We start from the raw sequence: 14,361 nt of genomic DNA, 5'->3' as shown, positions 1-14,361 counted from the left end.
TTATCTATTGCCAGCGATCGGCCCTTGCCAGCCGCCAGTCTTCAGCCCAGTCCGCCGGTGCGCAGTCTCTGTGCAACAAACAACCGGGTTCGATACCGGGGTACAGCTGAGCATAGTTCATCACCAGGCTTGGATTAACACGCCGGTTCAGGTGGCGTGGTTGCAGGTCTTCGAGACGGTCAATGCCAAGAATGCCGAGCAGTTCTGCCAGCGCTTCGACCGAGGAGTGCTGGTAGTTTGCCACGCGAACACCTTTGTCGGTTACGTCCAGCTGTTTATAACGGGCCGGATTGGTGGTGGCGACGCCGGTCGGGCATTTATCCGTGTTACAGCTGCGGGATTGTATGCAACCCAGAGCCATCATCATACCTCTTGCCGAATTGACAGTATCGGCACCCAGCACCATCAGGCGCAGCATATGGAATGCTGAAAACGACTTGCCCGAGGCGATGAGGCGCACCTGATCACGAACGCCAATGCCTTTGAGGGCATTATGCACAAACTGCAGCCCGTCCCTGAGCGGCATGCCAACCGAATTGGTCAGCTCTACCGGCGCTGCCCCGGTGCCACCCTCGCCGCCATCCACGGTTATGAAGTCAGGCAGCCGGCCGGTTTCCAGCATGGCCTTACAGATGCCAAGGAACTCCTGTCGATTACCGGGGCAGAGTTTGAAACCCACCGGTTTGCCACCGGACAGCGCCCTCAGTTTGGCCACGAACGTCACCAGCTCGATGGGACTTGAGAAAGCCGTATGACCTGGTGGCGACAGTACATCCTGGCCCATGGGGACCTTTCGGATATCAGCGATTTCGCGGGTCAGTTTGGACGCCGGTAATACACCGCCATGCCCGGGCTTGGCGCCCTGAGACAGCTTGATTTCGATCATCTTCACGGAATCCCGGGCCGCTTCCCTGGCAAATAACCTCGGGTCGAAGTTGCCTTCGGAATCGCGGCAACCGAAATAGCCGGTGCCAATTTGCCACACCAGATCGCCGCCATGTTTCAGGTGCCACTCGCTGATGCCGCCCTCACCGGTGTTATGAAAAAAGTTGCCGAGTCTGGCACCCCGATTCAGGGCCATAATGGCATTGCGGCTGAGAGCGCCATAACTCATGGCCGAAATGTTCAACGGGGCCGCATCGTAGGGTTGAGAGCACCGGCTCTCTCCAAAGCGGATCCGGAGGTTTGCTGGCAGGCAGTGTTTCGGTGCTACTGAATGATTGAGCCACTCGTAGCCATCCCGGTAGACGTCAAAGATGGTTCCGAAGGCGCGGGTGTCGTTGTCTTTCTTGGCTCGCTGATAGATCAGGCTGCGGAATTCCCGGTTTATCGGTGCGCCATCCAGATCGGACTCCACGAAATACTGCTGCAACTCTCTGCGCACCGACTCAAACAGATACCGGAAGTGCCCGATCACCGGATAAATGCGCAAAAGCGTGTGTTTGTTTTGCAGAAGATCATAGGCTCCCAGTGCCAGCAGGGGGCCGGCAATCAGCCAGAGCCATTGTGTGGATGGCCACTGGATGGTCGCCAGAGAGAGTGCAATGACGACTACCAGGCCCGAGAGGATGAAGGCATGTCGAAAAACCATGGTTTTATTCCTGACTTGTTGAGAGCTTGTTCGTTGTTAGATCCGGTGAATCAAGGACACCTTCGAGGCAGCGTTGTTACAGAAGCAGAAACGCCCATTGCCCGGAGGAGAAACAGAATGGTCAAAAAAGTTCGAGCCATGGTGTAACAGTTGCAAATCTCATGTGTCGGTGTCCGTGAAACGCGAGAAATCAGTGCCCTGACGACAACAGGCACTGAACCACCGGAACGGAGAGCGCGACAAGATGACTCGGCACAAACGTCAATACTGGATGGGCGGCAACCGGTCCTATGAACAGGACCGCTTCTTCGAGGAGTCCCTCGATAAATCCCTGTGGCAAAAGGCTGAAGGTCCTGAAAACTGGGATGCCTGCTGGTATACGGGTATGCCTGAACCAGAATTCTTCAGTCAGGTGGGGCCGGAGCGGAAAATCAATCACATCCCCGGCAACAATGCCCTTACGGTGAAAAGCCGCCTTTACCGCAGCCTGATGGACTTGCGGGATCGCGTCGAGCGGCAGCAAAAGGGCGGCAAACATCTGACCGACCGCTTGGCGTTCGTGCCCAAGGTCTTCTCGATGCCTGAGGACTACCATGCCTTCCAGCAGACGGCGCTGGATAATCCGGACAAGCGCTGGCTGCTCAAGCCGAAGAACGGCGCCCGTGGTAAAGGCATTCAGTTGGTAGGAGACCCTGCCGACGTGCCCATGGAATCCTCATGGATGGTTCAGGAGTACCTGGAAAATCCCCACACCATGCACGGCCGGAAATATGTCCTGCGGCTGTATGTGCTTGTCTCTTCCGTCTCGCCCTTTCGTGTTTATCTGTATCACCAGGGTTTCGCCAAGCTGGCGTCCATGCCTTATGACGAGGAAAACGCAAATAATCCCTACAGCTACCTCACCAATCCGGATGTGAACGCGCTGAATCTGGATGCCGACGTGCCCGTGGAATTCGTGGATTTCGAACGTTACCGGGTCTGGCTCCGGGAGCAGGGACACGACGATGAAGTCCTGTTTGCCAAAATCGAGGACATGGTCGCCCTGACCTGCCTGGCGGCCCTGGAGCCCATGCGAGAGCGTTCCCGGGTGATCGGTGCCGATACCCGTGGCTGTTATGAGCTGATGGGCATTGATTGTCTGATCGATGCGGACATCAAGCCCTGGATCCTCGAGTGCAATCTCAGCCCCTCCCTGGAAGTCTGTGCCGGCCCGGAGAGTGGCGGTGACATCGAGGAACGCATCAAGGGATCCATTGTTGCTGACATGGTCGAAATGCTCGGCCTCAATCGCCCCGCGCATGAAGAGTCCAGCGGTTCGATGGTGGAGCAACTGGTCCGTGAAACCCAGACCGAACTGGCGAACAGCGGCGGTTTCAGGAACCTGATACCGGGATCAGCCCCATCGGCGTACCTGCCTTTCATGGCCTTGCCGAGGTTGTCCGATTGGGTAGTCGCCCAGGCCCTTTCTGATCGGCCCCTGAAGCAACCCCGCCTCGAACGCTGGGTGGCAGAGGAAACCTTCAGCGAAGACCAGGTTTACCTCTACGACACCCGCCTGGGCCACCTGAGCAGCCTGAATGAGACCGCGTCGCTGATCTGGTTGATGGCCACTGAGGGCGCCGGGCCGGATGACATTGCCTCGTCATTGGTGGATTCCGCGGCCAAAAGCATGCCGGCCGCGCCAGATGCCTGGGCTATCCGGAACGATGTCTGGAATACCCTGGCGGACTGGGTCAATAACCGTTTCCTGGTTCAGTCCGAGGGGCAGCCTGATGATCAGGATGCTTCAGAGTCTGGCCAGCCTCCGTTCCCGGAAACGTCCACCATGATGTCGATGGCCTTGTCCTGCGGTCGTTTCCGGGCACGTTTCTTTACCGACAGCGCGCCGCTGGTCAACCGGATTGAAAGCCTGCTTGAACCCATGGCGATTTCCGATGAGGCAGGTAAGGACTCATTGCCAAGACTTGAAATTGTTCGGGATACCCCGGGCTTTACATTGATTCTTGATGGCCAGGTGATCCGTTCTCGCCTGTCACTGGCGGCGGTCGTTCCGGCACTTGCCAGCTGTCTGGCCACCCATGCAGCCAGACACGATGACATTGCCATAGATGCCGGTCTTGTTGCGGGCCCAGATAGCGAAATATTCCTGGTCAGCCATTCGGAGCCGTCGCTGCGCGACGCGATGACGCTGGCGCTGTCCACGCAATGGCGTATGGATTTTGGCCGTGGTGCCCTGCTCAAAAGCACCGATGGCTCAGTCGTTACGGGGCTGGGTCTGCCCCTGCACAACTTCGACGGTGATGAGGTGTTCACGCCAGCGAAGGCAGGTATCGCAGGGCGCGTAAACGCCGTGCTCGTGCCGAGTGAGGAGCCACTGGGAGACGGCAGCGGTGTGCAGACCCTGACCGTGAACGAGAGTCTCAGACACCTGATTTCCAGCTGTTGCGGCGAAGACGGCCGGCCGCTGGATACCGAGGGCTTCGCCAGGCTGGCGGGTTGGCTGGAAGGTCGTGAGCGCTATCTGGTGGATATGAACAATCTGGAGGCCGCTGCGGCGGCATTGTCCGGGCGGTGTTTTGAGAAGGCACCGCAAAAGGCATCCGGGGGCCGTTGAGCGCAAAAGCGCTCCGGCTCCGGATATGAAGAGGCCGGGTGTAAGCCTGGCAGTTGTTACGTCAAATCAAAGGGGGACACATCATGTCCAGAGAAACACAGAAACAGAGATTACTCGGCAAGCTTGCCCGGGGCATGGCCTATACCGGCCCCGTGTTTGCGGTTGTTATGGGTGCCTCGGCGTTCAACGTATCCGCCGCCGACGCCACGACTGAACCAGGCTATCTGATGCTGGCCGCCGGAGAGGCTGAAGCCGAAGGCGAAGCAAAAGGCGAGGCTGAAGGCGAAGCGGAAGGCAAGGCCGAGGGCGAAGGTGAAGCTGAGGGAGAAGGCGAAGGCGAAGCGGAAGGTGAAGCTGAAGGAGAGGCCGAAGCCTGAGCCGTTGATCGGGTGGGCACGAGCAAGACTTGTGTCCACGCGGTCGTTCTCACTGCCTCAGCTTGAAAGGCAATCGAACCCGGGACCAACAAGAAGCGGACGAATACCATGACTCAATCAGGCTCTGAGCGAGACGACACCGTTAACGACATTGTTGAAGAAAACGCCCATGCAATCGGGCAGCTCATTGAAATGCTGGAAAACTTGCCAGGGAATCTTTACCGGCGGAGTTTCGGCCAGCGTAAGCAGCATGTGATTGGCAAGCATGTCCGGCACATTATCGACCATTACAGTGCCCTGCTGTCGGCCACAGCTTCACCGGGAGCGCTGCTCGACTATGAAAACCGGAATCGTGATCTGTCACTGGAAACGGATCGACGGGCTGGTGCCAACCGATTATCAGAGATTCTGCGGACGTTGCGTAGCCGATTCAGCGCGGACCATTTCGACGGGCTTGCCATGTTGCACATCAGCGACGAACAGGGGCAGGTAGTCAAGACCAGCGTGGATCGCGAACTGGTGTTCCTGGCCAGCCATACCATTCATCACATGGCGATTATCGGCATGCTGGCCGAACAGGCGGGCGTGGAAGTCGGTGCCGAGTTCGGGGTTCATCCCTCGACTTTGCGGTACCTGCAACGGCAGGCCCGGGGCATGGCCGAAAGCGCCTGAACCCATGTGCACATTGAGCTGGCAGTACTCACCGGCAGGACTTGACCTGTTTTTTAACAGGGACGAGTCGTTGCAGCGCCCCGAAGCGGGCCCGCCCGTTGTTAAATGTCGCGATGGGGTCAGCACGCTGATGCCCAAAGATCCGTTGGGTGGTGGCACCTGGATCGCAGCCAACAGCCAGGGCCTCATTATCGCCCTTTTGAACAACTACCGTTACCCATCCCGGGTGGCTGCAGGCCAGTCTACAAGTCGTGGGTTACTGGTCAGGCGTCTGAGCTCAGCGCGAACCGTTGCAGAAGTCCGGGCATTCCTGTGGGGCGAGACTCTTTCCCGGTATCCGCCGTTTATTCTCCTGGCCTTTAATGGTGAACCCTGTGGTCCTTTCAAATGGGAATGGACCGGCGAGACTCTGAAAGAAACCCGTGATTTGGCGGAGGTGACCATCAGTAGTTCGTCGCTCATGCCGCGCTTTGTTCCCGCTCTTCGACGATATCTGGTTCGCCAGGCACTGAAGCGCTGTGAGCCAGGCCAGGCCGTTGGGCGTCTCCTGGACCTGCATCGCAACAAGCATGGCTGGCCTGAGAGTGTGGCCATAGCCATGAAGCGAAAAGGCCGCGCCACGGTAAGCATGAGTCATATCCGGGTAACTGAGACCAATCTCACTTTTAGATACTGGCCCGGTTTCCCGGGCAGTAACAATTGCGCGGCCGGGGTGTCCGTGCTTCAAAGGTCTGGATAACAGGCCCGCACCCTGAACAAGGAAAAATACGACCGGAGGTTGCAGATATGTCCACAGACAAAAACCGAAAGGAACTTCTACGAAAACTGTCCCGAAATCTCATGGTATCGGTTCCCATGATGACGGTGGTGGCCGTGGCCGGCTTCAATGCGAGCAGCGGCTCCGGGCTTGGGTTGATCCCTTCGGCTGAGGCCGCCCAGGGGGAGGCTGAAGGTGAGGCCCGCGGCGAAGCAGAAGGCGAGGCCAAGGGCGAAGCGGAAGGTTCCGCGAAAGGAGAGGGCGAAGCCGAAGCTCGCGCCGAAGGTGAAGCAGAGGGCCACGCAGAAGGTGAAGGCGAGGCTGAAGGGGAAGCCGAGGGTGAAGCTGAAGGTGAGGCGGAAGGAGAAGGTGCGTCTGCCAAACTCAAGGAAGCGGTCCGCCGTCCCGAAGGCTATACACCCTACCAGGGCAATGTTGCAGATCTGCGGGCCAAGGGCGAAAAGCTGTTCAATGACAACAGCCTGTCTTCCAACGGCCTTTCCTGCGCAACCTGTCATGCCAATGGCGCTGGCTACAATGCCACGTTCAAGAATGAATACCCTCATGTCGTAGCCATGGGCCAGCGTGACTTTGGCATGGACATGGTGCACCTGGATGAAATGGTGCAGATCTGCATGGTGGCACCGATGGCTGCAGAGCCTCTTGAGTGGGGTTCCGAGGAGCTGGCAGCGCTAACGGAGTATTCCCGGGTGGAACAGAAAAAATTTATCGACAAGCAATAGCATCGCTTTGCATCAGTGAGTCTGCTGTCGGACTTGGGTGGGGGTAAAACCCCACCCTTTTTTGTAATTTACCTTTGCCTTGCGTGTCTCTCTAAAAAGCTCTTAAAAACGGCGAGGTAGTATGAAATCGGTGGTGGAACCAGAGTTGGACATGGCCAACGGCGAGCTGGGCAGGGAGGATCAATCCCTTGCCAGGCGTTCTTTCAGGGAGTGGGCCAGACAACTCATTGATTGCCGGTTGTGCCGCAATCTCACCCTGGCGGCCTTTGGGGCCATTCTTGCCATTGAGGTCGCCATCCTTATTCCGTCGTACCGCAATTACGAGGAAGACCTTCTGAACGACCGGGTTGATATAGCCAGCCAGGCAATCATCACTTTCATCAATCACACCCGGGGACGGGATATAACCGGGGCTGCACTGGAGGCGTTGATCACCAGCAGTCCGTTGGTTGGTGTCTCCCTGCGCAGAGCCGGAACCGAGTATCGAGCGGGTGAAACCATCACAACGCCACACCCCGCCAATGGCTTGCTTCGTTCTGCGCCCAGGACACCGCAGGGAATGCTCGATCTCTCCTGGTCCGCTGACCCGGTTCTCTCGAATTACGAGGTCCTGGCCCGGGTGGATGTCAGTGACGTGCCATCGGAGCTGGTTGCCTTTGTGTTCCGGATACTGGGTCTGTCGCTGCTGATCGCCGTTTTTGTGACCGCCGTGACCATGTTCGTGGTCGATCGTATGATGCTGTCCCCACTCCTCAAACTCCGTGATCGCATATCCCGCGCTGGCGAGGACGCCGAACATCCCCTGAAATACCTCACGCCCGCCGGCCGCTGCGATGAGTTCGGTGAAGTGGAAGGAGTGTTCAACAGCATGCTGAAACAGAACGCGGCTTACCTGTCACGGCTGAAACTGCTTAACCGGGAGCTCGACCAATTGCTTGCGGAACGAACCCGCACCCTGCGAAGAACCGAGCAGGAACTGGAGATCCGGACCCTCTATGATCAACTTACCGGCCTTGCCAACCGAAGCCTGTTCGAAGAGCAGTTGGACCGCCATTTCAGCGATCCAGACCATGGCGGAGGGGAAGAGGCCGTTCTGGTGCTCGGTCTGAACGATTTCCAGACGCTGAATGGTCTGGCAGGCCACGAGGCTGGCGATCGGGTATTGCAGGAAATTGCCCGTCGTATCGCCGGCTTCAGTGCCAATCATGGCCGGGTTGCCCGTCTTGGAGGCGATGTGTTCGGGCTGCTGGTCGGTGATCGGGGCCGAGCTTCAACGGACATTGAGGCCGGGATCTCTGCCGTTATCGAAGCCTGTCAGCGGCCGGTCCAGGTTGGTCGTAAAACCTTTGAGTGTGAGGTCAGTGCTGGCGTTGCCGTCTCCGGACTGGATGGACAGGATGCCAGAACCCTGCTCAGTCACGCTGAAATTGCCATGCATCGTGCAAAAAAGTCACCGAGCCAGAGGGTGCAGTTTTTTGCCACGGAATTCGGAGATCAGGTCCTCCACAGGCAGGAATTGATTCAAAGTCTCAAAACGGCCATCGAGAACCGGCAATTGCAGCTGTATTTCCAGCCGCAGTTCGATCGCCTCAGACGGAACACCGGTTATGAAGCGCTCCTTCGCTGGCATCATCCCCTGCTTGGCCCGATTTCACCCGCTGAGTTTATTCCGTTGGCGGAGGAAACCGGGCTTATCGTAAAAATCGGCGACTGGGTCCTGGAACAGGCGGTTGCCACTTTGAAGGAATGGTCGGAACAGGGGTTTTCAGGGCGAATTGCGGTGAATGTCTCTGCGCTTCAGCTTCACGATCCGGGTTTTGCCGACCGACTTTCGGCTTTGCTTGAAAGCCGTGGCGTTTCCGCTCGTCTGTTGGAGCTGGAAATTACCGAAACGGCCCTGATGCACGATATTGAACTGGCAATGACAACCCTCAATCGCTTTCGTGAGCTGGATCTGACCCTTGCGGTCGACGATTTTGGCACCGGCTATTCCTCCCTGGCTTATCTCAAGGCAATGCCTGTGTCCCGTATCAAGATTGACCGGACCTTTGTAACGGGCCTTCCGGATAACGAGCAGGACCAGGCTCTGTGCAGAACCATAATCACCATGGCCCATGCCATGGGCTGCGAGGTTATTGCCGAGGGTGTTGAAACCGAAGCACAGGCTAGCTGGCTGGCATCGGCGGGTTGCGACGAGCTGCAGGGGTATCTGTTGGGCAAGCCCTCGCAAACGGGATTCCGGGCCGCGAAAGATAAGGGCGATGATTAAACAGGAGGCTCAATCTGCCCACTGAAACTGCCGGTAATCAAACCCCTGCTCCAGCGTTGGTTTGATTACATCAAAATAGGGCGATGCATCAAAATCCCGAGGCGCGAACAGGGAGTGATGCCGAATCCGGAAGTATTCGCGTTGCTGGGCTTGCCAATCTGCGTCATCGTCTGATTTGGCCAGGCGTTCAGGCAGTATCGGATAGCGGATCGACTGGAAGCCCTGGGCAATAAATGTCGAACAGATGGCCCGGGTAGGGTCGCCACTGCCCAATGCCAGCATGGAACGACGGTAACGGGTTGGTACCGGTGGTGTGGGGCAAAGGTAGCGTGCCAGGTCCCAGACGTTTTTCAGGTCGTACTGGTGCCCGATCCGGCTTTTCGAGTAGTCGATCAGCTTGCTGATATCCTGGTCACTGAGCCCGACAGGCCGGCAGATTCGGGTGTGAAAGTTGCGGTAAAAAGACAGCGGCAGGCATCGAATACCGTCCTCAAGATCCGCCTCGACCAGAACATGTTCCTCTCCGTCCTCATCAATACCCAGGTTCGCCTCGGGGCCGAGATACAGCGCCGCATGGGACCAGGTGGACTGGGTCAGATACTTGATAGCCGTGCTGATTCTGGTATTTCCCTCCACCAGAAGCACGTCCCCGGGTTTGATCGACGCCTGTATAGCTGCCCAGGTGGAGGTTCGGACCGAGTAGCATTTGATCTGTTTGGACAGATAGGCAGCCAGTCGCCTCGACAGCCAGTTCAGCAGCATGGTTAACCCCCGATTGCATGTCTGTTTTTGTTAATAACAATGACATGCAGTCGGGGTTAATGTTACAGCCTTTCGCGGACTGATCAGGCGGTTGCGGGAACCGGTTGGCGGGAGAGTGTCAGGGTATCGTAGTCCCGCAAAAGGAACAGGGCAGCGCAGGCAGCAAGCATTGGCCAGGCCGCAAAGAACAGGAGATTATCAAAAGGCTGGAGGTATTTGCCGAAGGCTGACAGGGTAGAAACGCCGTGGAATACAAAAATGGCGCCATAAGTCCAGGTTTTCATTACCCCTGCCACAAACGCGAGGATAAGCGCGAGTTGGGCTGCTCCCATGATGTAAAAGGCGGTCTCACTGAGCCCTCCGAGGCCGTAGAACGCACCGAACACTTTGGCGGCATGATCTGGCTGTATAAGCTTGTCCAGGGTCCAGAACAGGAACACCGTAAAAACACCGAGACGCAGCAGCAACAGGGCGAGAGGTAACTGTTTGGGCATTCTTTTATCCTTCTATGATTTTTGAATGATCGTTCCAGAGACATGGAGGTCACGGGGAAGTTCCGGGAATATCGGAGGAGCCGTGTAACAAACGACAGAAGGGGGTGTCTTGACGATGTGAGTCAATTGAATCAGCAAGCCAGGAGTCTGCTATGACCAGAGAAGTTGTTCTCGCCCGTCCTCATCCTTTCATCCGTAAACCGATGACCGAACTGCTTTCGAAACTTGGCTTTACGCCTGTCACCGGCGGCAGCTCCACGAAGCCTGCTGGTGTGATTGTTTCCAGCAGTGTGACCTCGGAGGCAGGCAGTTTCGCGGATGTTCTCAAGATGGTTAAGCAAACCTGGACAGGTGTGCCACTAGTGGTGGCTACACTGTTAAAGCAGGATATGGCCATCAAGTCTCTCGGTAAAGAGCTAGAGACGGTCTTTCCCGGTAAAAAAATCGGCTTTCCATCGGAAGGCCAGAAAGCTGATATTCTCATTGTCCGCCCTGATGACCTCAAAGTTCCGCAAACCGAACGAGTTATTCAGGGATTTTTCAGATAACAACATGCTCGTCCTGAGGTATAGATGTCGTTTCTCCAGATTTTGCGTACCCCGGCTCGCCGCTGCAGGGAGGCCTGTGAGCTTGCGGTAGGCCACGGTACGCCCCGGCGTGCCGCAAAGCTGGCGGCAGTTGTTGGCACGCTTCTGGTGCTCATCAATCAATGGGAAGCGGTCACCGGCGCGGCGTCCATGGACTGGCTGAAAGTTTTGCTGACGTACTGCGTGCCCTACCTGGTATCAACCTACACCAGTGTCAGCAAGGATCTGACGCTGCTTCGGGAGGCCGAGGCAGCCGAGCAAGCGGTTCATGAAGAGGCCCGAAACGTCCATATGCAATCGGATTCGGTGTAACAAACCGGCTGGTGCAGTGTCTCCCCCGTAACAGCAAGCAGGGTCCTGTCTCCTGCCTGGGAGGTGAGCATGAAAATGCCAATCGCAAGGGCGTTTGCAGTAACCGCCGCAGTGGCCGTTTTATTGAGCTGGAACAGTGCGTTGTTGTCCGGTGAGGTCATTGAAAAAAGCATGGGCACACCGGATTCCCGTGTCGTTCTCTTCTCACAGCCATTCTGTCCAGGCTGTGAGGCGGCCAAGTATTATTTCCACGACAACCAGGTCTCCTACCTGGAATTCGATATAACCGCCTCCAGGGCTGCGCGGGACACATTTGAACGACTCGGCGGCAGGGGGACACCGTTTTTCCTGATTGGTGGCGAGCGGTTGCATGGGTTTTCCGTACCGAGAATCGAGCAGCGACTCAGAGAGGTGGGCATCCCCGGGAGGAGTCATGAATAGATTCAACAATCTCGTGATTCTGGCAATGGCATCGCTGCTATTCGCCCAGCCGGCTTTCAGTCAAACAAAGAATGGGTTCGAGCTTGGCAATGCGCTTGTGCCGGTGGAGGAGATTCTCCGCGGAGGACCGCCCCGGGACGGCATTCCATCGATTAATGAACCGCTGTTCCAGGACCCTGAAGACGCATCCCTCTGGCGGTCCGATGACCTGATGCTGACCTATGACAAAGGAGAGGTCAGTTTTGCCTATCCTATTGGAATCCTGAACTGGCACGAGATCGTGAATCATGATCTTGGCGGCACGCCGTTGCTGATCACCTTCTGCCCGCTGTGCGGCACGGGCATGGCCTTTGATCCAAGGGTAGACGGGCGGACTCTTACGTTCGGAGTCTCGGGTCTGCTGTATAACAGTGATCTGCTCATGTACGACCATCAGACCGAATCCCTGTGGTCGCAGATTGAAGGGCGGGCGGTTTCGGGGCCGTTGGCGGGAACTGAGCTGGAACCCGTCGCCATTCGCCACGAGCTCTGGCACCGCTGGCGGGACCGCGTTGAAGAAAGCGGAACAGTGCTTTCCACCGATACCGGCCACCACCGTAATTATCGAATGTCGCCCTATGGCGATTACGATCACTCGGAGCGACTCTATTTTCCGGTCACCCACACCAGCCGGAAATATCATCCAAAAACCTGGGTGTTAGGCTGGTCACACAATGGTGAAAGTAAGGCCTGGCCGTTCCCGGAGCTGGCTGATCACGGTGCCGTACTTGAAGACCGTATTGGTGGGAAGTCTGTGCAGGTGCATTATGACCCGGAAGTGCCATCGGCGGAATTGCGCGACGATTCAGGCAATCTTCTTCCGGCGACCCGGGCTTTCTGGTTTGCCTGGTATACCTTCCATCCGGATACCAATGTATTCGAGGCCGAATAGAAATCCCGAAAGCGTTACTCTGAATCACTTCCCTTGTTTTGTCGGTCATTCAGCGCTTCAGCCACCCTTTCGTCAATCCTGCGCAGAAACTCCTCGTCGGCCTTCCCCGAGGAGTGAGCACTCAGCAGACTACTGCTTGCACGCAGGTTGCCGATAAACGTGCGGCAGTCCTTGCACATCATCAGATGCATTTTTACTGACAGGTTCTGCCGGCCGCTGAGTTCACCATCGATGTAGTCACTGGCAATCTCGGCCAGATCCCTGCACATTAACATTCGCCCGTCTCCTGGAAGGTCTCCACCATGAGAAAGATCTTTTGCCTCGCACGGTGTAAAAGTACACGAAGGTTAGAGGCACTGACATCCAGAATGTTACAGACATCATCGGATTTATGTTGATGGGCTTCGTAAAGCATCAGGGCTGAACGCTGGGTTTCCGGCAGTGCAGAGAGATGCTTGTCCAGGCAATCGCTAAGGGCGCCATTTTCCAACAGGGTGTCGGCGGACTCATGGAATTGCAGCTTGGGGGGCAGATCCCATCGCCCTGTGGAATTGAAACGATTAGCCAGTTCAGGCTCCAGGGTCTCGGAGAAGTCCGTTGCGACTTCCCGGTTCGCCGTTCGCAGCCGGTTTTTGCAGCGATTGGCGACGATACGGTGCAGCCAGGTTTTCAGACCGGATCGGCCCTCGAACTTCTGGACAGCATCAATAACCGTTACCCAGCAGTCCTGGACTACTTCCTCGGCGCTTGAGTGGTCCAGGTAAAATCGGGCGACGGCCAACATGCCGGGTGAGTAGTCGCGTACCGCTTTCTGATAGGCGGTTGAGTCTCTCCGTTTTAGGTCTTCGATTAATGATGCTTCGGACTCTGATTGCACTTCAGTTTCCATCGGGTTCCGTTCCTTGTGAGATCGCTACCTCGGTACTGTCATTGAGAGTAGAAAAAAGTTCCAGAATTTTATAGTGAATGCTCAAAAAAGTTTTACTTTAGGACAGAGCGCCGGGGTCAAAAAATGGCGAACTTGAGTAGTTGCTTAGGACTCTGATTCATTGCTCCAAAACTATAGTTGATCCTGGCCTTGTTTTAAGTCGGCTCATTGCCAGGAAATCCAGCTCGCGCTTGTATTAAGAAACCCATTTAGAGCCTGACCGGTCTAGTGGTTAAACGATTTTGGACAGGCCAGCAGTTTGATTAAACGCTTGAGGCCGGTCAGAGAGTGAAAATGGTTAGAGAATCACTAACAAGTGACTATGGTTTTGCGCTCCGATTGAATGTTCGCTTTGCGACTATCCCGCATCCCGGACAGCACCTGAACAAAAGCGAACATTCGCATCGAGGCTCGTCAAAACCAAATTCCACACCGACGCACTCACGTCGACAGAAGCCGGCCATAGCTGACGAGATGCAATGGCCAGACGCTTACATCTTGCTGCCTGCGGGTGAACCCCTGACCAATGGGCTGCTAATTTCAGAATAGATTCCCTACCCTTATTCTTCTGCTTCATAAAGATTTCAGTTTTTCGTGTTTCTGTTTCTAACCTGCCATCAGTAACCTCGTGTTCATGTTGACACAGTCAATGGAGATAAAGATGAGCGACAGCAATCCGAGGCTGGTGCAGGAGCTGTCCAGCCTCATTGAGAGCCTGATTGGCAAGATGGACTTCGGCACCGTCGAACTGACGTTTCACCAGGGCCAGCTTGTGCAACTTGAGAAGCGGGAGAAGGTGCGGTTCGAGAAATCCACCGGCGCCCGCTGAACAGCCAAAACCCGATGAACAACCTGTTGGCCGACCGGACCGCCGGAGGCAGTC

General features: G+C 56.3%; 16 protein-coding genes. 11 read left to right on the top strand and 5 right to left on the bottom strand.

What is annotated here, in order from left to right; genetic code table 11:
• Positions 1-4: 4 nt before the first annotated feature.
• Entirely contained in the window at positions 5-1,591 is a 1,587-nt protein-coding gene (locus ACSSVV_RS19355; protein WP_454106791.1) for an FMN-binding glutamate synthase family protein, read from the bottom strand.
• 244 nt (positions 1,592-1,835) lie between these two features.
• On the opposite strand from ACSSVV_RS19355, the gene ACSSVV_RS19350 reads away from it, so the two are divergent.
• From ACSSVV_RS19350 to ACSSVV_RS19325, 6 genes are all read left to right on the top strand, one after another.
• Complete coding sequence (locus ACSSVV_RS19350) at positions 1,836-4,205, top strand: amylase (protein WP_454106790.1); 2,370 nt, start codon at positions 1,836-1,838, stop codon at positions 4,203-4,205.
• Positions 4,206-4,288: 83 nt separating this feature from the next.
• Positions 4,289-4,582 carry a hypothetical protein gene (locus ACSSVV_RS19345; protein WP_454106789.1) on the top strand — a complete coding sequence of 98 codons (294 nt, stop codon included), beginning with the start codon at positions 4,289-4,291 and terminating at the stop codon, positions 4,580-4,582.
• A 108-nt stretch (positions 4,583-4,690) separates the two neighbouring features.
• Positions 4,691-5,254, top strand: coding sequence for a DinB family protein (locus tag ACSSVV_RS19340; RefSeq protein WP_454106788.1), 564 nt, complete (start codon positions 4,691-4,693; stop codon positions 5,252-5,254).
• Positions 5,255-5,258: 4 nt separating this feature from the next.
• On the top strand, positions 5,259-5,993 hold the full coding sequence (locus tag ACSSVV_RS19335; RefSeq protein ID WP_454106787.1) for an NRDE family protein: 735 nt from the start codon (positions 5,259-5,261) through the stop codon (positions 5,991-5,993).
• A gap of 47 nt (positions 5,994-6,040) precedes the next feature.
• Entirely contained in the window at positions 6,041-6,754 is a 714-nt protein-coding gene (locus tag ACSSVV_RS19330) for a hypothetical protein (RefSeq protein WP_454106786.1), read from the top strand.
• A gap of 121 nt (positions 6,755-6,875) precedes the next feature.
• Entirely contained in the window at positions 6,876-9,023 is a 2,148-nt protein-coding gene (locus ACSSVV_RS19325) for a putative bifunctional diguanylate cyclase/phosphodiesterase (protein ID WP_454106785.1), read from the top strand.
• Positions 9,024-9,032: 9 nt separating this feature from the next.
• On the opposite strand, the gene ACSSVV_RS19320 is transcribed toward ACSSVV_RS19325, so the two are convergent.
• Positions 9,033-9,785 carry a YiiX/YebB-like N1pC/P60 family cysteine hydrolase gene (locus ACSSVV_RS19320; RefSeq protein ID WP_023009779.1) on the bottom strand — a complete coding sequence of 251 codons (753 nt, stop codon included), beginning with the start codon at positions 9,783-9,785 and terminating at the stop codon, positions 9,033-9,035.
• Positions 9,786-9,868: 83 nt separating this feature from the next.
• Positions 9,869-10,279 carry a hypothetical protein gene (locus ACSSVV_RS19315; protein WP_454106784.1) on the bottom strand — a complete coding sequence of 137 codons (411 nt, stop codon included), beginning with the start codon at positions 10,277-10,279 and terminating at the stop codon, positions 9,869-9,871.
• A 152-nt stretch (positions 10,280-10,431) separates the two neighbouring features.
• On the opposite strand from ACSSVV_RS19315, the gene ACSSVV_RS19310 reads away from it, so the two are divergent.
• The 4 genes from ACSSVV_RS19310 (at position 10,432) to ACSSVV_RS19295 (ending at position 12,550) form a co-directional block, all read left to right on the top strand.
• The gene (locus ACSSVV_RS19310; RefSeq protein WP_454106783.1) at positions 10,432-10,827 is read left to right on the top strand and encodes a hypothetical protein; all 396 of its coding nucleotides are present in this window, start codon (positions 10,432-10,434) and stop codon (positions 10,825-10,827) included.
• A 24-nt stretch (positions 10,828-10,851) separates the two neighbouring features.
• Positions 10,852-11,178, top strand: coding sequence for a nitrate/nitrite transporter NrtS (gene nrtS, locus ACSSVV_RS19305; protein WP_454106782.1), 327 nt, complete (start codon positions 10,852-10,854; stop codon positions 11,176-11,178).
• Positions 11,179-11,247: 69 nt separating this feature from the next.
• On the top strand, positions 11,248-11,619 hold the full coding sequence (locus ACSSVV_RS19300) for a glutaredoxin family protein (RefSeq protein ID WP_023009783.1): 372 nt from the start codon (positions 11,248-11,250) through the stop codon (positions 11,617-11,619).
• Positions 11,612-12,550 carry a DUF3179 domain-containing protein gene (locus ACSSVV_RS19295; protein WP_023009784.1) on the top strand — a complete coding sequence of 313 codons (939 nt, stop codon included), beginning with the start codon at positions 11,612-11,614 and terminating at the stop codon, positions 12,548-12,550. Before ACSSVV_RS19300 ends, ACSSVV_RS19295 begins: the two co-directional genes overlap by 8 nt.
• Before the next feature lie 14 nt (positions 12,551-12,564).
• Here ACSSVV_RS19295 and ACSSVV_RS19290 read toward each other — a convergent pair whose 3' ends face one another.
• On the bottom strand, positions 12,565-12,825 hold the full coding sequence (locus ACSSVV_RS19290) for a zf-HC2 domain-containing protein (protein ID WP_031210432.1): 261 nt from the start codon (positions 12,823-12,825) through the stop codon (positions 12,565-12,567).
• The gene (locus ACSSVV_RS19285) at positions 12,819-13,439 is read right to left on the bottom strand and encodes an RNA polymerase sigma factor (RefSeq protein WP_454106781.1); all 621 of its coding nucleotides are present in this window, start codon (positions 13,437-13,439) and stop codon (positions 12,819-12,821) included. The genes ACSSVV_RS19290 and ACSSVV_RS19285 overlap by 7 nt, the downstream gene beginning before the upstream one ends.
• Before the next feature lie 700 nt (positions 13,440-14,139).
• Between ACSSVV_RS19285 and ACSSVV_RS19280 the strand changes: the two genes are divergently transcribed.
• A complete protein-coding gene (locus tag ACSSVV_RS19280; protein WP_023009787.1) occupies positions 14,140-14,307 on the top strand; it encodes a YezD family protein in 168 nt (55 codons plus the stop codon).
• Positions 14,308-14,361: the final 54 nt, after the last annotated feature.

Source organism: Marinobacter sp. MBR-105 (genome assembly GCF_053628895.1).
The sequence above is the reverse complement of the archived record's forward strand: the minus strand, read 5'-3'. Positions and strand labels throughout refer to the sequence as shown.